12 protein-coding genes are annotated in these 18,083 nt (G+C 37.3%); 7 read left to right on the top strand and 5 right to left on the bottom strand.

Annotation, left to right across the window (positions count from 1 at the left end; translation table 11 throughout):
- Positions 1-228: 228 nt before the first annotated feature.
- Both IGJ32_RS07250 and IGJ32_RS07245 read right to left on the bottom strand, forming a co-directional pair.
- Entirely contained in the window at positions 229-2,016 is a 1,788-nt protein-coding gene (locus IGJ32_RS07250) for an ABC transporter ATP-binding protein (protein ID WP_342081777.1), read from the bottom strand.
- A complete protein-coding gene (locus IGJ32_RS07245; protein WP_373168893.1) occupies positions 2,013-3,752 on the bottom strand; it encodes an ABC transporter ATP-binding protein in 1,740 nt (579 codons plus the stop codon). The genes IGJ32_RS07250 and IGJ32_RS07245 overlap by 4 nt, the downstream gene beginning before the upstream one ends.
- A 99-nt stretch (positions 3,753-3,851) precedes the next feature.
- On the opposite strand from IGJ32_RS07245, the gene IGJ32_RS07240 reads away from it, so the two are divergent.
- Positions 3,852-4,643: a MerR family transcriptional regulator gene (locus IGJ32_RS07240; protein ID WP_010718996.1), complete on the top strand. Its 792-nt coding sequence runs from the start codon at positions 3,852-3,854 to the stop codon at positions 4,641-4,643.
- Positions 4,644-4,695: 52 nt separating this feature from the next.
- Here IGJ32_RS07240 and IGJ32_RS07235 read toward each other — a convergent pair whose 3' ends face one another.
- On the bottom strand, positions 4,696-5,727 hold the full coding sequence (locus tag IGJ32_RS07235) for a LacI family DNA-binding transcriptional regulator (protein ID WP_342081775.1): 1,032 nt from the start codon (positions 5,725-5,727) through the stop codon (positions 4,696-4,698).
- Positions 5,728-5,842: 115 nt separating this feature from the next.
- Here IGJ32_RS07235 and IGJ32_RS07230 point away from each other — a divergent pair, with 115 nt between their 5' ends.
- From IGJ32_RS07230 to IGJ32_RS07220, 3 genes are read left to right on the top strand one after another with little or no spacing between them, the layout of a single operon-like run.
- A complete protein-coding gene (locus IGJ32_RS07230; protein WP_342081774.1) occupies positions 5,843-8,080 on the top strand; it encodes an alpha-galactosidase in 2,238 nt (745 codons plus the stop codon).
- Positions 8,081-8,084: 4 nt separating this feature from the next.
- The gene (locus IGJ32_RS07225) at positions 8,085-9,962 is read left to right on the top strand and encodes a glycoside hydrolase family 2 TIM barrel-domain containing protein (RefSeq protein WP_342081773.1); all 1,878 of its coding nucleotides are present in this window, start codon (positions 8,085-8,087) and stop codon (positions 9,960-9,962) included.
- Positions 9,943-10,896 carry a beta-galactosidase small subunit gene (locus IGJ32_RS07220; RefSeq protein ID WP_342081772.1) on the top strand — a complete coding sequence of 318 codons (954 nt, stop codon included), beginning with the start codon at positions 9,943-9,945 and terminating at the stop codon, positions 10,894-10,896. The genes IGJ32_RS07225 and IGJ32_RS07220 overlap by 20 nt, the downstream gene beginning before the upstream one ends.
- 299 nt (positions 10,897-11,195) lie before the next feature.
- Here the strand turns inward: IGJ32_RS07220 and IGJ32_RS07215 are convergent, their stop codons facing one another.
- Together IGJ32_RS07215 and IGJ32_RS07210 are read right to left on the bottom strand one after the other, a co-directional pair.
- Positions 11,196-12,908 carry a cache domain-containing sensor histidine kinase gene (locus tag IGJ32_RS07215; protein WP_342081771.1) on the bottom strand — a complete coding sequence of 571 codons (1,713 nt, stop codon included), beginning with the start codon at positions 12,906-12,908 and terminating at the stop codon, positions 11,196-11,198.
- Positions 12,883-14,376 carry a response regulator transcription factor gene (locus IGJ32_RS07210; RefSeq protein WP_342081770.1) on the bottom strand — a complete coding sequence of 498 codons (1,494 nt, stop codon included), beginning with the start codon at positions 14,374-14,376 and terminating at the stop codon, positions 12,883-12,885. Before IGJ32_RS07210 ends, IGJ32_RS07215 begins: the two co-directional genes overlap by 26 nt.
- A 218-nt stretch (positions 14,377-14,594) precedes the next feature.
- Here IGJ32_RS07210 and IGJ32_RS07205 point away from each other — a divergent pair, with 218 nt between their 5' ends.
- The 3 genes from IGJ32_RS07205 (at position 14,595) to IGJ32_RS07195 (ending at position 17,865) form a co-directional block, all read left to right on the top strand.
- Positions 14,595-15,884, top strand: coding sequence for an ABC transporter substrate-binding protein (locus IGJ32_RS07205; RefSeq protein ID WP_126343768.1), 1,290 nt, complete (start codon positions 14,595-14,597; stop codon positions 15,882-15,884).
- 233 nt (positions 15,885-16,117) lie between these two features.
- Positions 16,118-16,987: a carbohydrate ABC transporter permease gene (locus tag IGJ32_RS07200; protein ID WP_342081769.1), complete on the top strand. Its 870-nt coding sequence runs from the start codon at positions 16,118-16,120 to the stop codon at positions 16,985-16,987.
- Positions 16,984-17,865: a carbohydrate ABC transporter permease gene (locus IGJ32_RS07195; RefSeq protein WP_010719006.1), complete on the top strand. Its 882-nt coding sequence runs from the start codon at positions 16,984-16,986 to the stop codon at positions 17,863-17,865. Before IGJ32_RS07200 ends, IGJ32_RS07195 begins: the two co-directional genes overlap by 4 nt.
- Positions 17,866-18,083 lie beyond the last annotated feature (218 nt).

The following is an 18,083-nucleotide window of genomic DNA, read 5'->3' as shown; positions in this document are numbered from 1 at the left end:
TAGATGAATTTCAACACCAAAAAGAAAATGGCGTAAGGAGAGACATTGACAATTTATGTAAGTGAAAGTTCTCTATGTAACGATTGAATTTGTGAATAAGAGAGATTGAAAGAATAGACCCATAAAAAAGAGCCTTGGAAAAAAGTCCAGGCTCTTTTTTATGGGTTTTAAAATAGGTAAAAAGTGTTCAAAATTACTTAGGTCAAAGCGCACTTTTCACAACCTCTTTTATGTGATTTGAAATTGGCTATTATATAAACTAGCATAAAGTGTTGGTTTGCTTAATAGTGACTGATGAGTTCCTTGTTCAATAATATTTCCATTTTCCATCACTAAAATCAAGTCGGCATTTTCAATCGTAGATAACCGATGGGCGATGATAAAGCTGGTTCGGTTTTCTGTGATAGCATTCATTGCTTTTTGGATCATTGCTTCGGTGCGGGTATCCACGCTGGAGGTTGCTTCATCTAAAATAACTACGGAAGGATTCGCCAGCAATACCCGAGCAATGGTCAATAGCTGTTGTTGTCCTTGTGACAACGAACCATTTTCACTTGAAATAATCGTATCATATCCTTCAGGTAACGTACGGATGAAATGATCACATTGGGCAATTTTGGCAGCCGCAATGATTTCGTCTCTGGAAGCTTGCTGTTTCCCATAAGCAATATTATCTGCCACTGTGCCTTCAAAGAGCCACGTATTTTGCAAAACCATCCCAAAGTGTTTACGTAACTCACTACGAGAGAATTTCGTGATATCGATTCCGTCGAATTCGATTCTTCCATGGTTTAGCTCGTAAAATCGCATGAGTAAATTGACTAATGTCGTTTTTCCTGCCCCAGTTGGTCCCACGATTGCAATTGTTTGTTTTGGTTTAGCCGAAAAGTTGACATTTTCCATCAAGATCTTATCTGGACTATAACCAAATCGAACATCTTTGAACCTGATTGAACCAGCAGGCTGGTCAAGTGATGTTGTATTTTCGTGATCAGAACGCTCATTTGGTTCATCCATAATCTCAAAGATACGATCAATCGCCGCCATAGCAGATTGTAACGAATTGATGACATAAGAAGCGGTCGAGATCGGTTCAGAGATTTGATTGATGTACTGCAGATAAGCTTGTAACAATCCTAGTGTGAGTCCACCAGATATTACTAAGATCCCACCTAAGACAGCACTTAAAATGAACGCTGATTGATTGATCAAGCGAATCGCTGGATAGATGGCAAAGTTCATGAATTGCGCTTTTTTAAATGCTTGGTACTGTGAATGATTTACTTGACGGATCGACTCGATCGCTTGATCTTGTTGATTGAATGTTTTGATGACCAAGTTACCTGCAAGATATTCTTCCACTTTATTATTTAATGAACCTAGTTCTGTTTGATTGTCATCAGAAATCTTTTTGTTTTTATTCGCAAAGAGTTGAGTGACCCATGAACTACCAACGATCAATAAAAGAATCAGTAACGTCAATTTGCTGTCAATATAAAACAGCATCAAAATTGAAAATAAAATCGTTACGATAGAAGTGAAAAATTGATTGATCCCTGTTAGCAAGACTTGTGCTAGTTGATTCAAACCAGTCGTTGTTCGGCTGATGATATCTCCTACCTGATGCTGATCAAAGAAGGCCATTGGTAATGTTTTGAATTTCTTGGTCATTTCTTTTCTAACATTAAGTGTGATTTTTTCACTCAATGAAGCCATTGCGTATTCTTGAATGAAAGAAGTAATACTACTTAAAAAAGAAAAAACGAGTAATAAAACAACAGGGAACAAAAGGGCATCCTTGACATCATGAAATGTCATTTCAGCAATCCCGATCGTACGGATTCGATTTAAAAGCTGATCGATACCAACGCCCATGATCATCGGCATTGCAACGACCATCAGGTTACCGATTAAACTACATAATAGTAAGCCATAAAATGTTTTGTGATCAGATTGGATCATTTTCCAAAAGCGGATCAAACTATGTTTATTCATTTTTACATCAGTTGTTTTCATATATTCCCTTCTTTCAAAATCCCTTGTGATTTAGCAAATTCCTGATAAGAAAGACAAGTAGCAAGGAGTGTTTCGTGAGTTCCTTGTCCCACGATTCGGCCATTGTCTAAAACGATGATGTGATCAGCGTTCATGATTGTACTCAATCTTTGAGCCACAATGATCAATGTCTTATCAGCCATTTCTTCATGGAGGGCTGTTCTTAGTTTTGCATCCGTCTTGTAGTCCAAAGCAGAAAAGCTATCGTCGAAAACATAGATATCTGCTGGTTTGATGAGCGCTCGTGCAATACACATCCGTTGTTTTTGTCCGCCAGAATAATTATCTCCGCCTTGTGCAACAAAACTAGCTAATTTTTTGGGCAATTTATCCAAAACTTCCTCTAATTGTGAAATACGTATAGCTGAGGTCAATTCTTCTTCTGTTGCATGCTCATTGCCCATTTGCAGGTTTGATAAAATTGTTCCACTAAACAGAAACGCTTTTTGCGGAACATAGCTGATTTTTGAGCGAATCATTTCTTGTGTTAATTGTTGAAGTGGTTGCCCCCCTAATGTAATCTGTCCACTGGTCACATCATTCAAACGAAGGAGCAATTTGGCTATTGTACTTTTACCAGAACCAGTTCCGCCAACGATGGCAGTTGTTTTGCCTTTAGGTACCTTAAAATGGATATCTTCCAATACAGGTTCCGAATCTTTGGTATAACTGAAAGAAACGTGTTCAAAAGATAACACATGCTCATCATCCATATTCAGCGAAGCTGCTGATGGATTTTCCGGATCAATGATCTCAATAGGTTGATTCAACACTTCTTCGATCCGCCGAAGAGAGGACATCGATTTTGGAACGACGACTAAAACCATAGCTGCAGTCATTAGATAAGCCAACGTGAGCATCGAATATTCGACGATGGCAGTAACAGTCCCGATCTGTAGTGCACCTTCACTGACCAACGAACCACCAAACCAAAGAATGGCGCTGTATACGATCCCCATTAATAAAAAAGCAATCGGAGTGACCCAAGCAAATACGCGATTGACTCGGATCATCTGTGTGGCATACTTCTCAAATGTTTGATTGGTGCGCTTCTCCTCATAGTCTTGATTGTTAAAGGCTCGAATCATATTCACACCTGTAAAAAATTCCCTTAAAGTCACTGTGATACGATCCATTTTTGGTTGGATACTGAGAGATAGAGGGGTTCCTTTTTTCATTAAGATGTAAATAACGACAGCATAAATAAACACAGAAATCAATGTAATCAACGTCAATGTCATGGAATATTGAAGCATCATGACAATTGTAAACACCGCAATGATTGGTGCAGGTAAGATCATTTGACAAAAGAGTACAATCATTTGTTGGATATTATCTACATCATTAGTCATTCGAGTCAGGAGTGAGGCACTTCCAAATTCATCTGCATCTTTCATCGATAATTGTTGGAACTTATCAAAATAGGTTTCCCTTGTTTGGTAGCCAAATTTTGCAGACACTAGTGCAGAAAAATAGCTAGAAGCAATCGCTGAAAAAGTACCTAGCAAGGCTACGAATACCATTTGTAGACCAATGGTATAAATTTTACTGTTTTGACCAGTAACTATCCCTTCATCAATTAATGTCGCCACTAATTTAGGAACACCAAGTGTACCAATGATTTGTAAACAGACGAATAAAAAAGTCATGCCTACGATTTTTTTATTCTTCCATAGGAATTGTTTAAGTAATGTCATTTTGTTTCCTCCTTTTACTAGACAATAATGAATTTTACACCTTAAAGTTACTTGAAGGTCAATAGAAGAAGCGGTAAAATTAACAAGAGGTGAGCGGAAATGCCAAAACTTTACACGATCGGAGAAGTCTCGGAACTACTAAATGTACCAAAGTCAACGATTCGTTTTTGGGATGAGCAAGGGTTAATCCATTCTCTACGTCATGAAGAAAACGGGTATCGGATGTTTAATATTGATGATATTTTTCAGATCTATGACATCAATTTCTATCGAAAATTAGATGTTCCAATCAAACAGATGAAAAATTTATATGGAAAAACGATCGAAGAACATTATGCAACGATTGCAGAAACAGAGCAGCGGATTAAGCAAGAAAAAATAAGTCTGCAAAAAAAACATGAAGAAATCTTGGCTCGAAAAGAACAATTAAAACTTATGATTGACAATCGAGGCATTACCAAAGAAACAATTCCTTTTGCGGCAATCGTCATAGTGGATTCCGACGACATTTTAGATTCGAAAGCCTATCTTGAAAACTATGCCAGCTTCGGTGGGTATTTTGATTTTTCGCTGAGCGATGAAATGATTTATGGCTTCTGTACAGACCAAACATCAGCCACAATTCCACTGTCTAAAATTGTTTGGTACAATCAGCCTGGTAAAACTTATCATCGATTTTTATTACAAGTGGAAGTCAATCATACCGAAAAGAACAATATCGAAGAAGTAAGATTAACATTAGCTCAACGAGGGTATCAAACAGGAAATGTGATTGGACAGTATCTGCTAACGAAGCAAACGGAAGAAGGAGTCTATCATGAATATTATTTAGGATGGATCGAAAGCCAAAAAGTAGAAGCTGATTTAACAAATGAGGATAAGCAAAAGTAGACGAAGAAGGAGCGGGAAAGGATAGTTATCTCGCTCTTCTTCGTCTCTTTGGTTAGGATTTATCAGGGTTAAAACTTTCTCTAATGATTAGTCGTGTAGGATAAGTGACAATGATCGGTTCCTCTCTCAAACCATCGATTCGCTCCACCGCTAATCGAACAGCAGACTGACCAATGGCTTTTGCATTGATCGCTACACTTGTTAAACTAGGAGATAAATCAGCAATCGCCTCGATGTTATCGAAGCTAACTAGAACGATCTCTTCTCCAATTTTTCGATTGTCTTTTTGTAATGCTCGATAAACACCTAATGCTAAAGGATCGCTACCGATCAAAATGGCCGTCGGTAAATCATGTTTTTGTTTTTCGAGAAGTTTGGTCGCTAACTGCTCTCCGGATTCCTCTGTCCATTCTCCTAAATAATAATTGATCTGTTTGGTCAAATGATGATCTTGCATGAAATGGCGGTAGGCTCTGAGCCTTTTTTCATTCTCAGTTGTTGATTTCCGACCAGCTTCGTTAATATCGATTTGATAACCACCAATATAAGCGATGTTGGTGTGCCCATTGTCTAAAAAAAGTTCTAAAACAGATTTAGTCATTCGTTCGAGATCCCCATAGACCATATCCACTTCTTGTTGGATATCTGGATTATCTACTACAACTAATTGTCGGTTCTGTTTCAATAAATCGGCGATTGCACCTTTATCGATCGTACCGACTACGATTATAGCACCTAATTGATCCAAATCTTTCCACTCGGTCGGGTTATCCGACATATTATAAATTCGATTCATGCCGATATGGAGTCGGCTGGCTTCTTCTTCTAGACCTACTCGTAATTCTCGATAATAAATATCTTTTTCTTCGCTGGCTTTACTGATTGCTGAAATGACACCGATGGAAGGACGGCGTTTTTTAATATATTTTCGCTTGTTGATATCATAATTTAATGTGGCAGCTGCAGTAAAAATCCGTTGACGAGTAGCAGCAGAGACACTGATCGTTTTGTCTTCATTCAAAACTCTTGAGACCGTAGCAGGTGAAACATTGGCTTTTCTTGCGACATCTCTAATTCCAACCATAAAATGGCACCCCTTACAAAAAAATAAAAATTTTTATTGACATATTTGTTTAGTAAACAGTATACAGGAAATGTAACAAAAGTAAACGGTTACTATTTATTTGAGAGGTGAAACAATGGAACAAGTGATGAAGAATCAAAGAGCAGCTTTAATCACATTTGACGAACAGGAAAAAGTATTTCATCTATCCAATTCAGAAATTTCCTATATTTTTCAAATTGAAGAAAGTGAAGTTCTGGCTCATGTTTATTTTGGTAAAAGAACGACCCATTATCATAATCATAAAAAATATCCTCGCAGAGATCGTGGCTTTTCTGGGAACGTCCCCTTAAATGAAGATCGAACGTATTCAAAAGATACATTACCACAAGAGTATTCAGGGCACGGAGGGATGGATTATCGATTACCTGCCTTGATGATTCGTCGAGAAAATGGATCAAATCTGCTTGATCTACGTTATGAAAGTTTTCAGATCCAAGAAGGAAAGCCAAATTTATCTGGATTACCGCAAGCGTATATCAAGAATGATACAGAGGCAGAAACGTTGATCGTGACGTTGAAAGATCGTGAAGAAAAGATTTACGTGGATCTTTCCTATACGATTTATCGAGAAAGAGCAGTGATTACACGTTCGCTGAAGGTAAGAAATGAAACCAATGATCCAGTGATGATTGAAAAAGCAGCCTCTTTTCAACTTGATTTTACGAATTCAGGCCGGTTTGATGAAGTGATTGCCTTACCAGGAGCGCATGTCAAAGAACGGCAGATGTCTAGACAAAGCATAACAGATGGCATCAAATCATTTGAAAGCCGTCGTGGTTCAAGCAGTCATCAGATGAATTCATTCATCGCCTTGACAAATCATGCAACAACTGAATTCACAGGGGAAGCGATTGGGATCCATCTTGTTTATTCGGGAAATCATTCCTTTGAGATTGAAAAAGATGCCATTCAACAATTTCGAGTGATCGGTGGGATCAATCCCTATAATTTTTCTTGGGAGTTACAACCATATGAAAGCTTCCAAACACCGGAAATACTCTTAACTTATTCTGATCAAGGGTTGAATGGGATGAGTCAAGTGACCCATCATTTATTACGGGAACGAGTAGCAAGAGGGCAATTTCAATACCAAGAACGTCCGATCCTAGTCAACAATTGGGAAGCGACTTATTTTGACTTTACGAGCAAAAAGATCGAAGCGATCGTTGATGAAGCAAACGAATTAGCGATAGAGATGTTTGTTTTAGATGACGGCTGGTTTGGGAAAAGAGATTCGGACCAATCTTCTCTAGGAGACTGGTTTGAATATCAAGGAAAATTGAAAAATGGCTTAAAAGGGATCGCTGACTATGTTCACCAAAAAGGACTAAAGTTTGGCTTGTGGGTTGAGCCTGAAATGGTTTCCAGCGACTCTCAATTAAATCGGGATCATCCCGAATTTATGATGAAAGAACCAGGTCGTCAACCATCGGCTTCTAGATCTCAACACGTCCTTGATTTTACCCGAAAAGAAGTCCGGCAGACGATTGAAACACAGTTACGGCATTTGTTAGACAGTGTGGAGATCGACTATATCAAATGGGATATGAATCGATCGCTATCTGATGTCTATTCGGTGTCATTGGGCAAACAAAACCAAGGGGAAGTTTTGCATCGTTATCTATTAGGATTATATGAGATGATGGAAAACTTAACAAACGACTATCCTCATATCCTTTGGGAAGGATGTTCTGGTGGTGGTGGACGGTTCGATGCAGGGCTGCTTTATTATATGCCACAGTCTTGGACTAGTGACAATACAGATGCGGTTGAACGCATCAATATCCAATATGGGACGAGCTTAGCTTATCCTATTTCAGCTATGACTGCCCATGTATCAGCTGTTCCTAATCATCAAACGGGTCGAGTCACCAGTTTAAAAACACGTGGAGATGTGGCTATGGGCGGGGTGTTTGGATATGAACTTGATCTAACAAAATTATCTAGTGAGGAAAAGCAGGAAGTAGCGGCACAGGTAGAATTTTATAAAAAAATCAGACAGACAGTCCAATATGGTGATTTCTATCGTTTACAAAATCCCTTTGAGCAAAATATTGCTTCCTGGGAATTTGTTTCAAAAAACCAACAGGAAGTCCTCTTATTTATAAATCGTCGGTTGGCAAATGCACAGCCCGAATTTCATGAGGTACGCCTTGTTGGACTAAGCGAAGAAAAACTATACCAGAACCAGATAGATGGCAAAGTATATTCAGGATCGGAATTAATGACAATAGGTCTTTATTTCCCAGATTTTTATGGCGATTTTCAAACAGAATTGATTCATTTTATGAGTATAGACGAAGGAGAATAGAAAAATGAACGCATTGATTGAATGGTTAGATGATCCGCAAGTGTATCGAGTAAATCAAAGGAAAGCCCATAGTGATCATGTTATTTATGGTGCTAAAGAAGAAGTGGAAACAGGAAACACCAGAATCCAATCGCTGAATGGGAAGTGGCAATTTTGCTATTCCCGCAATGCTTTAGAACGTCCAGTGAATTTTTTTGAAAAGGAATTTGATAACAGTGGCTTCGATCAGATTGATGTTCCTAGGCATATCGAACTAGCAGGATACGACAAGATCCACTACATCAATACGATGTATCCATGGGAAGGGCATGAGTTTAGACGTCCGGCTTATACAACCGCTGGTAAGGAAGAAGCCGAGGGGATGTTTTCTCAAGCCGAGTATAACCCAGTTGGCTCATATGTGACGAACTTTACTTTAAATGAAGAAATGAAAGAAAAGGCGATCACCATTCGATTTGAAGGTGTCGAACAGGCAATGTATGTCTGGTTAAATGGGCACTTTGTCGGCTATGCAGAAGATTCTTTCACGCCTTCTGAATTTGATTTAACTCCTTATCTGGAAGAAGAGAATCGTTTAGCGGTAGAAGTCCATAAAAGAAGTAGTGCCGCTTTTCTCGAAGACCAAGATTTTTTCCGTTTCTTTGGGATTTTTAGAGATGTTTCATTGATCGCCAGAGGGAAAAATCATATAGAGGATATGTGGATCAAACCTCAAGTTGATCCCTCTTTTCAAAGCGGTTGGGTAGATATCGACTTGACTATTGAAAATCTTACTTCAAACGGAAAGCTACGTGTCCGACTCCTCAATTGCAAAGGAGAAGAGATCCATCAAGAAGAAGTGAGAATCGAAGAACAAATCTCGTTGCATATTCCAGTAGATAAAATTACTTTATGGGATCATTTTCAACCCAATTTATACGCCGCCGAATTTGAAACGTTTGATGATACTGGGGTGACGGAGTATAGTTACTATCCATTTGGTTTTAGAAAGATCGAGATCAAAGAGCGGATCATTTATTTGAATGACCGACGTTTGATCATCAACGGTGTCAATCGACATGAATGGCATCCTGAAAAAGGAAGAGCTATCGATTTGATGGATATGAAGAAAGATCTAGAAATCATTAAACATGCGAATATCAATGGGGTTAGAACCTCACATTATCCAAATCAAATCCCTTGGTATTATCTTTGTGATCAGGCGGGGATTCACTTGATGGCAGAGACCAATCTGGAATCTCATGGTTCTTGGCAAAAGATGGGGGCGTTTGAGCCGTCTTACAATGTACCGGGGAACGTTCCTCAATGGCGGGAGATCGTTCTTGACAGAGCACAGACAAATTTTGAGACATTCAAGAACCATACGAGTATTTTATTCTGGTCTTTAGGAAATGAATCTTACGCAGAAGAGAATATTCGTTTGATGAATGATTACTTTAAAGAAAAAGATCCCGATCGCCTTGTTCACTATGAAGGGAATTTCCCTAATCCTGCATTTGAAGATTCGATTTCTGATGTCAAGAGTTGCATGTATGCTACGCCAACAGATATCTGTGATTACCTTGAAAATGATGGGGAAAAGCCTTTCATTTTATGTGAATACATGCATGACATGGGGAATTCGTTGGGAGGATTGAATTCTTACATGGAATTATTAGATCGATACCCAATGTATCAAGGTGGCTATATTTGGGACTTTAAAGATCAAGCGATTCAAGTGATCGATCCATTGACGAAACAAAAAGTAATGAGATACGGTGGGGACTTTGATGATCGTCCAAGTGATTATGAATTTTCAGGTAACGGGATCGTCTTTTCTGATGGTCAAGAAAAACCGGCATTACAGGAGGTAAGGTATTATTATGGAAAATACAGCGATTAAAATGAAGATTATTTATGGAGATTGTACATTTGCTTTAAAAGGTGAAGGATTTCATTATATCTTTTCCTATACAAGAGGTGGGTTGGAATCCTTAAATAAAAATGGGAAAGAATGGTTGTATCGAGAAACGCTGCCGACGTTTTGGCGGGCTTTGACGGATAATGATCGAGGGAATGGGTTTGGCTATCGTTCGTCCATGTGGCTAGGGGCTGGGATGTACCCGAAAGTAAAAAATGTTCAAGTTTCCATTAATCAAAAACCAATCGAACAGCCAATTGCTCCGATCAATAATCGCTATTCCAATCATGAATATGCGCAATCAGCAGCGATCAAATTCACGTTAGAAATCAATACGGTACCCAAAACAGAAGTCATAGTCAACTATGAAGTACAATCTGATGGGGAAATGAAAATTTCTGTCTTTTATCATGGACAGCAAGGACTGCCTGAATTACCTTTATTAGGTTTTCGCTTTATTATGCCAACCAAAGCGAAATATTTTGAATATGAAGGACTATCAGGAGAAACGTATCCAGATCGAATGGCAGGAGGAATCGAGGGTACTTATAAAATAACTGGTTTACCAGTGACTCCCTATCTCGTGCCACAAGATTGTGGTGTCCATATGAAGACGAAATGGCTAGAAATCACTAGAGATTCTACGATGAATAATGCGGATCAAGGAAAGGAGGAATTTTCATTACGCTTTGAACAAGTGAACGGCGATTTTGCATTTTCAGCTCTCCCTTATAAAGCCGAAGAATTAGAAAATGCTACGCATCTTGAAGAGTTACCACCAGCTAGAAGAACCGTCTTAGTGATTCAAGGGAAGGTACGTGGTGTAGGAGGAATCAACAGCTGGGGAGCAGATGTTGAAGAAGCGTATCATATTTCAGCGGAAGAAGACCATGAATTTAGTTTTATCGTGAAGTAAAGGTCGTGAAAGAAGCGGTCAGCTCCGAGCAAATAAGAGGCAATTTTTTAAAACACCTTTTCATGTTAAAAAAAATTTAGGCTTATTTCAAGGAGCTGATGCTTGAATGCTGTCTATCTAGAGAAAGGAAGGATTGATAGCTAAGTATTGGTAAAGAACAATAGATTTTCATATTATTAGCAGACACAAAAAATATAAAACCATAGACAAATAGACGTTGCATTTCTAGGATCATCTATCTTAGAAGGGCAGCGTCTATTGCTTATAAGTATCAACTAACTGAATTGTTTATTTTTGAATTAACTGATTAATGGCAATGTGATTTTTACCGTTGTTCCAACACCCATAATCGATTGGATCTGCAATCCATACTCTGTGCCGTAAAGCAATTTGATTCGTTCGTTCACATTCTTGACACCGATTCCAGAAAAATAGTCCTTGTTTTTTTTCTTTTGATTTGTATCAAATCCATCACCGTTATCTACGATTTCAAAGATCAATTGTGTTTCATGAATTTTTCCGAATAAAGTAATAAACCCACTTTTTTTTGTTTGAAAAGCATGTAAAAAAGCATTTTCAATAATTGGCTGGATCATCATATTGGGCACTTTAAAAGGGTATAGTTCATCGGGGACCATGATTCGAGTGGCGATCTCATCACCATATCTCAATGAAAGAATATGGATATAGCTTTGCACACTTTTTAATTCTTCTTCGACAGTGATTGTTTCTGCTTTTTTTCCAATGGTACTTCTCAACAAATCAATAAAATGATCGATTCCATGAATTGCTTTTTGATTTTCTTTTTGCCAGATCAAAAATTTTAGACTAGTTAACGTATTGTAGATAAAGTGAGGCTGGATTTGGGCTTGCATCGTTTGAATCTCTAATTGGCGTTTTTTCTTTTCGTTTTCAATTGAAGTAAAATAGTTCTCATCGATCGTTGTTAACAGTTGATTGATTGTAGTGCCTAAAGTCTTTGTTTCGTAGGTCCCTTGAACGTCTACTTGGGTATTATTAGGAATTTTTTTGATATGTTTTAAGGACTGAATCAAGGCATAAATCGACTTCGTCTGACGGTTCATATAGCGAAAGACAATAGCACCAACTACCATTAAAGTCATCAAATTAAAAAGGACGATCGGAACAATCAGTCCCATTTGATTGACTAGTGAACGAATATTTACTTTACTAATCAAAGCTAAGTTTTGTCGATATAATGGAACACGTGTTAAACGATTATAATCAACTGTTTTTGTTTCATTGGTATTTAAATCATTTAACAAGTTGGTTTTGGCACCAATCATGCCAGTTTCATTGGAGGTAATGATTTGATTTGCTTCATTGATGAGATAGATTTTGGAGACCTCCGAATGGATCGTTTCATTGAATAAATTCGCTAGCTCATCTGCAGTTATCGCAATGACAGCATACCCATAAATATGATTCAACGAGGAAGTCAATTTCTTAATGAATAGGATGCTGCTTTTTGTTTGGTCACGAGTAGTCAAACCAAAGTCGACAAAGAACATTTGGGTCGATGCTTTATGTGCCTTTGCTTTTTGTACGACATCAGATCTCATGAATGCCGCAGCATCCATACTGGCAAGCATCTCGTTTCCAACGAAGGTATGTCCACTTTCACCATAGATCATCAGATCGTAATTGATGGAAGGAGAGATCGAAGTAAAGCTTCGGTTCATTTGTTGGATTGTTTTTACATTTGCGTAGTTATCTAACGAAGAGTGCTGATTGTTAGAGAAATAATTTTCGACTGCAGGGTTGTTAGCGACCATCGTTAAGGTATTTTCGATATTATCATTCAATCGTTCAAAATCACGTTGTATTTTGCCAAGCGTTAGTTCATTCGATTTATCAAATAGATGGATATAAGCGTTTTTGGATCGATCATAAATGAAGAAGGATAGAATAATCGCTTGAGTAAGAAGCGCAATGACTAGGACAACCAGTAGTTTTGTAACTAGTTCATACTCTTTGAATTTTTTCTTCATGTTTCAAACTTCCTTTTCGATATTGAGAAGGATTTAGCCCAGTTTCTTCCTTGAATACTCTTGAGAAGTAACCAAGTTCAGCAAATCCTACTTGGTAAGAGATTTGTGAAAGTGGCTCGGTTGTCTCAAGCAAAAGCCGTTTCGCATGTTGTATCCGGACTTTTTTTAGATATTTAGTGAAGCTAATCCCATATTTCTCGGTAAACATGGTAGATAAATAACTATAGGAAAAATGAAATTTTTCGGAGATGATTTGCAAGGAAATATCTTGATGATAATTTTCTTGAACATAATCATAGATCGCTGTCAGAATTTCTGAGTTTTCATTCTTTTCCGGCGTGCTCCAACGCATCAATTGAGTGATGATTTTAGTAAACGTAATGGAAAAATCTTCGATGGTGGCGACGTTCGTTATAAGTGTTGGTAACGTAATTTTTAATGTCGTCAATTCTTTCGTCCCTTGACCATCTTCTAAAGCATTGATGAGTGCGTAGAGACGATTGATTGTTTCGTGTTTTAAAAATAAAGGGTCAATTTTTAAAGCGATCAGAGTCTCAATCGCTGATTTCATTTCTCTGATAGCGGATACATAATCTTTGTTGACAATCTTTGTTAAGTAGCTTTTCGTGCTCTGATCAAAGTGTGGAATCAAAGGGACTAATTGTTCTTCCGATACAACACCAGCACTTTTCTGATAAAAACGTTGTCCTTTGCCTAACTTTTTTAATCTTTGAAAACAATCGAACAGCTCACTTAGCTCTAAACAAGGGGAAATAATCAATAATGCATCAGATTTTTGCGCATATTCACGCAAAGAAGTCTGAATTTGTTCGAAACAATCCATGGAAGAAACATTTAGTAAGCAACCATATTCATAGTCGAGAGTGGTAAAAGGCTGACAATCTATCCAGGGTTCAGCTCGTTCTTCGTTACTTTTTAGAGAAGCTAGTGGAGCTAAATCATCCATTTCGCTATAGACGATGTAAAATAACGGGAAACGAAAAGGATCGTTAGATATCGATGTTTTTTGTCCAGAGAAATATTGTGTTAAAGCACTATCTAGAGAGAATTTAGAGTCTAGATTTTTTTGGCCTTTTTTAACCAAATGGTTCAAAGCAGAAAGCAGGTTTTCTGGATTCAATTTTGGTTTAAGTAAATAATCGGATACGCCTTCTTTAAAAGAGTCTTTCACTAGTTGAAAATCATCATGGCTTGATAACACTAATATTTGAATATCAGGTTTGCTTTTTTTTAAGAGGCGAGCAAGTTCAATCCCATCCAGTTCAGGCATGATAAGATCAGTAATGACAATATCAATATCATTAGAATGAATAGAGAAAAAATCAAGCGCTTCCAATGAGTTTGAAAAAGCGCCTTTAATTTGGAATCCGTGGTTTGACCAATCAACCAAATTGGCTATGCCATGTAAGATTGTTTTTTCATCGTCGATCAATAATAAATTAATCAAGCTTGTTCCCCCTTTTAAACAGTTTCTCTTTTTAAAATACGGTTTTATTGACAGAAAAGCAAGATGAATTACTCAAAATAAAAAAATTTGAAATCTAAATTTGTGATTTTTTCTTATTTTGGGATATTTTTTGGAACTCTTTTAGAAACTAAGAAAACGATTACATTTTTTGGTATGATTCACATGTAAAGAATAAAAATGAAAAAGGCGGGTTGGATATGAAATTCAAAAAATTAGTAGCAAGTGCGACGCTTTTAGCTTCAGCAGCAGTTTTGTTTGCGGGATGTGGGAGTTCCTCAAATTCAGCAACGAAAGATGAAAATAAAATCAGTGTTTGGGCATGGGATGAAACGTTTAATATCAAAGCAGTCAATGAAGCAAAAAAAGTCTATGACAATAAAGATGTCGAAGTGGATGTCGTTACGATGTCACAAGATGATATCGTACAAAAGTTAAACACAGCATTAGCCAGTGGAAATACGGATGGATTACCGAATATCGTGTTGATTGAGGATTATCGTATTCAAGGTTATTTGAATTCTTATCCGGACGCATTTTCTGAGTTAACCGATATCGTAGATGAAGCCAATTTTGCTTCGTATAAATTTGCGGTTAATAAGATCGATGATCAAATTTATGGCGTTCCATTTGATTCAGGTGTTACGGCTAATTTTTATCGAACAGATTTGTTAGAAGAAGCCGGTTACAGTCAAGCAGATATGCAGAATTTAAGTTGGGATGACTATTTACAAGTTGCTCGAGATGTTAAAGCAAAAACGGGTAAAAAAATTACTGAAGTGAATCCCTCAGATCTTGGACGTGTCCGTATGATTATGCAAGAAGCTGGTGAATGGTACACTTCAGAAGATGGAAAGACGGTTACGATCAAAGATAACCAATCATTGAAATATGGATTAAATCTATTTGCTACACTACTTAAAGAAGATCTAGTGGAACAAACTTCAGATTGGAATGCAGGTGTCACGGCCATTCAATCAGGGGCTGTTGCATCCAGTCCAATTGGTGCTTGGTATTCCTCGACGATCCAAGGTGCTGAAGATCAATCAGGGAAATGGGCAATTGCACCGACACCTTCATTACCTGCCAATATGCAAAAAGCACAAGCTTCTAATTTAGGCGGAGCTGGGTGGTATGTGATCAAAGGTGTTTCAGGCGAAGAAAATGCGAAAGACTTCTTGAAGAAGACCTTTGCGACTAACGAAGACTTGATGGGAACCTTAGCGAAAGAAATCGGGTTAGTTTCTACCATGTTAAGTGCAAAAGATCAACCAGCTTATCAAGAGTCTTCTGAATTCTATAGTGGTCAAAAGGTGTTTGAAGACTTTTCTAAATGGACAGCGGAAATTCCACAAGTTAATTATGGACAAGAAACCTATGCAATCGAAGCAGTTGTAGCAGAGTCATTACACCGAATCATCAATGGAGAAGATACTGATAAAGTCTTGGCAGATACGCAAAAACAAGTAGAAGCACAGTTAGCCAATTAAGCAGAGTGAAATGAATTGATTTAGATGATCAAATTTGTGTTGGCTGGTGATTTTTGAACGGTCATCAGTCACACAAATTTGCTATCTATTAAAAATAGTTTCAATCAATACCGTAGAATTTTCGTGAGGACGCTGTCATTTACTCAGACAATTAGTTAAGAGGGAGGATTTGTGAGACGATCCTTAAATGACAGATAAAACGAAGATGAACGTAACGAAAGTGAGCAAAGCAGATGAAACAAAAAGATTTTTTCAAGAACGGAAATGCGTTTCTTGTTTTACCAGTTCTGATGATCTCGATCATGGTATTTATCCCAATGATTTTAGCGCTGATCACTTCATTTCAAAGTGGTCCCCCAGTTAATATGAGTTTTAATGGTTTGGGGAATTATCAACGCATGTTGAATGATGCGACCTTCAAAAAGGCTTTTTTTAACACCTTTTTATATTTATTGGTACAAGTACCGGTTATGTTGTTTTTAGCTTTATTTGTCTCTAATTTATTAAATGATAAAAAGCTTAAAATGAAAGGATTCTTCCGGACAGCGATTTTTTTACCTTGTATCACATCCATGGTTAGCTATTCGCTTATTATGAAAAGCTTGTTTTCTCAATCGGGATTAGTGAATAATTTTTTGATGACGATCGGCTTGATCGATATGCCAATTGGCTGGCTAACTCATCCAGTTTGGGCGAAAGTATTAATCATCATTTCGATTACATGGCGTTGGACAGGTTATAACATGATTTTCTTTTTATCAGGAATGCAAAATATTGATCCGGCAATTTATGAAGCAGCAGAAATCGATGGCGCATCTAAGTGGCAACAATTGATCAAAGTCACGATTCCTAACTTAAAACCAATTATTTTGTTTACGTCAATCACATCAACGATCGGTACGTTGCAACTCTTTGATGAAGTACAAAATATTACGGGTGGTGGACCAGCAAATGCAACAACTACGCTATCTCAGTATATTTACAATTTAAGTTATAAATTTACACCGAATTTTGGTTATGCTGCGGCGGTTTCATTTGTGATCGTAGTCTTTATTGTACTGTTATCAATCATTCAAACGAAAGTCGGAGGTGAAAAAGCGTGATAGATCAAGCAGAAAATAAAGTACTTCTTAAAGAGAATGAAAAAAAAGCGACTAAAACATTCGATTGGTTAGCTGTTTTTAAATATGCCTCTTTGAGCGTGATTTCATTTATTTCGATTTTTCCTTTTGTTTGGATGATCTTAGGAATGACGAATACACCTATCGATATTACTGCCGGAAAATTAAAGATCGGTAGCCATTTAGTTGTCAACTTCCAGAATCTTTTTTCAAATGACTTAAACTTTGCACGCTCATTGTGGAATTCAGCTTTGATCGCTATTGTAACAACGGTCTTAGCTTTGTTGATTTCATCTATGGCTGGTTATGGGTTTGAGATCTATAAAAGTCGAAAAAAAGAACGATTATTTACGATTTTGCTTTTATCGATGATGGTTCCTTTTGCTGCGTTGATGATTCCTTTGTACCGCATGTTTTCAAACTTAAACGGAACGATCTTAGGAATTAACAGCTTCTTAGTCGTCATTTTGCCTTCAGTAAGTACAGCTTTTTTGATCTTCTTCTTTCGACAAAACGTTAAAGCGTTTCCCAAAGATTTAGTAGAAGCTGCACGTTTAGATGGATTAAAAGAATTAAGTATATTTTTCCGTGTCTACCTACCCACTGCTAAAAATACGTATGCAGCTGCTGCAATCATTACTTTTATGAGTAGCTGGAATAATTATCTTTGGCCTTTAGTTGCATTACAATCACCAGATAAGCGTACGGTCCCATTAGTTTTATCTGCCATGGGAGCCTCTTATACACCAGATTACGGAATGATTATGGCCGGGCTTGTGATTGCAACATTGCCAACAGCTATCGTGTTCTTTGTTTTACAAAAACAATTTGTTCAAGGAATGATCGGTTCTGTCAAGTAAACGCGACTCGATGATAAAATTAGTTTGGTATAAACTTTAAATGTATAGGAAAAGCTGTCCCACTAAGGGAGAGCTTTTTTCTTTTTAAATAACATTTTATATTAAAAATATATTTATGTTTAATTATTTAAATAACTGTAATTATTATAGGTTGTAAGGATAAAAATTTATAAATATTATATTGTTGCTATTTATTTAGTTGTTATTTATAATTAAAT

The sequence above is a fragment of the Enterococcus sp. DIV1639a genome, assembly GCF_050530445.1.
Lineage (GTDB): Bacteria > Bacillota > Bacilli > Lactobacillales > Enterococcaceae > Enterococcus_B > Enterococcus_B hirae.
Note: the sequence above shows the minus strand (reverse complement) of the source record. Positions and strands in the feature narration are given on the sequence as shown.